Annotated in this window: 2 protein-coding genes; one reads left to right on the top strand and one right to left on the bottom strand. The window is 42.4% G+C overall.

Annotated features, from left to right (window positions below; translation table 11 throughout):
- Positions 1–135 precede the first annotated feature (135 nt).
- On the top strand, positions 136–1386 hold the full coding sequence (locus CEX73_RS01825; protein WP_101626898.1) for a multifunctional CCA addition/repair protein: 1251 nt from the start codon (positions 136–138) through the stop codon (positions 1384–1386).
- Positions 1387–1416: 30 nt separating this feature from the next.
- Here the strand turns inward: CEX73_RS01825 and bacA are convergent, their stop codons facing one another.
- Positions 1417–2235 (bottom strand): undecaprenyl-diphosphate phosphatase, encoded by an 819-nt coding sequence (gene bacA / locus CEX73_RS01820; RefSeq protein WP_101626897.1) that lies wholly within the window; start codon positions 2233–2235, stop codon positions 1417–1419.
- Between the last annotated feature and the right edge of the window lie 116 nt (positions 2236–2351).

The following is a 2351-nucleotide window of genomic DNA, read 5'->3' as shown; positions in this document are numbered from 1 at the left end:
TATTGTTTCTGACTCAGATTTATCTGATCCGCAGAAGTGTAATAGTAGTGTAATAGTGTAGTTAAGCGATTCTACCAGAATAATAACACACAATAATTTATGCTACTATAAGATAGTAAGGGTAGGGATATTAATTTGGAAAAATATCTGGTGGGCGGTGCAGTACGTGACAGGTTACTGCAACTTCCGGTAAAAGAGCGGGATTGGGTTGTCGTAGGCGCCACACTGCAAGAGATGCTGATAGCAGGATACCAACAAGTTGGAAAAGATTTCCCGGTGTTCCTGCATCCCCAAAGTCGCGAAGAATATGCACTAGCACGTATTGAAAAAAAGTCAGAAAGAGGTGGGTATACCGGTTTTACCTATTATGCTTCACCAGAAATAACTCTAGAAGAAGATCTACGACGCCGTGATCTCACCATAAATGCCATTGCCTGCGATGAACAGGGATTATTAATTGATCCCTATCAGGGTCAGCGTGATATTAGTCAACGCTGGCTACGTCATGTTTCCGAAGCTTTCTACGAAGATCCGCTACGTGTACTTAGGGTGGCACGATTCGCGGCGCAATTAGCTCACCTTGATTTCCGTATCGTCCCGGAGACGTTAGTTATGATGCAGCATATGACTGGTGAGTTACCACTGCTGTCCCCGGAGCGAGTATGGAAAGAGACAGAAAAAGCACTAGCAACACGTGATCCGCAAATATATTTTAAGGTTCTACGTGATTGTGGTGCTCTAGAGCCGCTCTTCCCCGAAGTAGATGCACTTTTTGGTATCCCCGCCCCAGCTAAATGGCATCCAGAGATCGATACTGGTATTCATACTCTGATGACAGTAGCGATAGCGGCAAGGTTATCCGACAATATTGCGGTCCGCTTCGCATCCCTCTGTCATGATGTGGGTAAAGGATTAACTCCACCCGATAAGTGGCCTAGTCATCATGGGCATGGCCAGGCAGGAGTTCAGTTAGTAGAGTCTTTGTGCCGACGCCTGCGAGTACCAAATTCGCTGCGGGATTTAGCAAAAATAGTGACAGAGTATCATGATTTGCTGCACTACGCAGCAAAGCTAACGCCGAAGAAGTTGATAACCTTTTTTTATACCATCGATGTCTGGCGTCGTCCTGAGCGTCTAGAGCAGATGATCCTAATTAGTAAAGCAGACGCCCGCGGACGTACCGGGTTTGAAAATCATCCCTATCCTCAGGGAGAATGGTTGCGTGAAGCTTACTGCGTTGCCTCTTCTATCACGTCGCGCCAGGTGATAAATAATGGCTTTACTGGCAAAACCATTGGAGAACAGCTCCGTCAGCAACGTGAGCACGCAATAGCAAGATGGAAGCAACAGAGTAGGTACCAACACACAACACAACACTATCTCTAATTAATTTAGTAGCCTAATCAATCCATCCTATTAAACCCAGTATAAAACCGTAACTAGTACAAAGCGATAGATAACAAAAGGAACGAAGGATATGTACTTAATAATATGCAAGAATAATTGAAGAGTAATCAGCGCCACAATAAATGCTGTTACTAAACCAACAGTGAACATTGGCAAATCCTGCCATAACAGAAAAGGTAAGCTTTTATATAAATCCAATATAAAAACTCCTAACATCATCGGAACCGCGAGAATAAAAGAAAACTCAAATGCAGCATCACGGCTTACTCCTACCAACATACCCCCGCTGATTGTAGCCCCAGCGCGGGAGAAACCAGGCCATAAAGCAAAACATTGAAAGCAGCCGATAAAAAATGCCTGTAGATAACTAATATCGTCGATGCCCGTAGCGCGGGATTTACTAGGATTCAGCCATTGACCAACTAGTAGTAACAGGCTACCTACAACTAATGCATACATTACGCATTTGGGTTCGAAAAGAGATTTAATTTGTTTATAAAAAATTAGTCCAAGCACTACAGATGGCACTATACCAAGTATAATATGACTGAGATCCAACCGACGATTGTTACTAATATTATTATGCTTATGTACTACACCAAAATGGATACCGATCAGGTTAAATAACCTACGCCAGAACATGACAACTACCGCCAAAATGGGGCCCAGTTGGATGATCACCTCAAAGGTCTTTGTTTTATCGTCATTTAATCCTAGTAATTGACTGACTAATATCATATGTCCGGTAGAGGATATCGGTAAAAATTCTGTTAAGCCTTCTACTAGGCCAAGAATCAACGCGATCACTAACCAGTGCATATCTGCCATACAATATTTCCTTCAAATCACGATGATAACAACATGATTATCTTAAATATTTATTTATAATTTCTCTATAACATTAATTATATCTGTATCGTGTCATTTTCTCTGACCGCGCTGAA

Origin of the sequence: Candidatus Palibaumannia cicadellinicola (genome assembly GCF_002855795.1) — a bacterium.
GTDB classification, from domain to species: Bacteria; Pseudomonadota; Gammaproteobacteria; order Enterobacterales; family Enterobacteriaceae; genus Baumannia; species Baumannia cicadellinicola_C.
The sequence above is the reverse complement of the archived record's forward strand: the minus strand, read 5'-3'. Positions and strand labels throughout refer to the sequence as shown.

What these genes read in the sequence shown, in the direction of transcription:
- bacA (WP_101626897.1), bottom strand. Translation starts at nt 2,235, where the DNA reads ATGGCAGATATGCACTGGTTAGTGATCGCGTTGATTCTTGGCCTAGTA.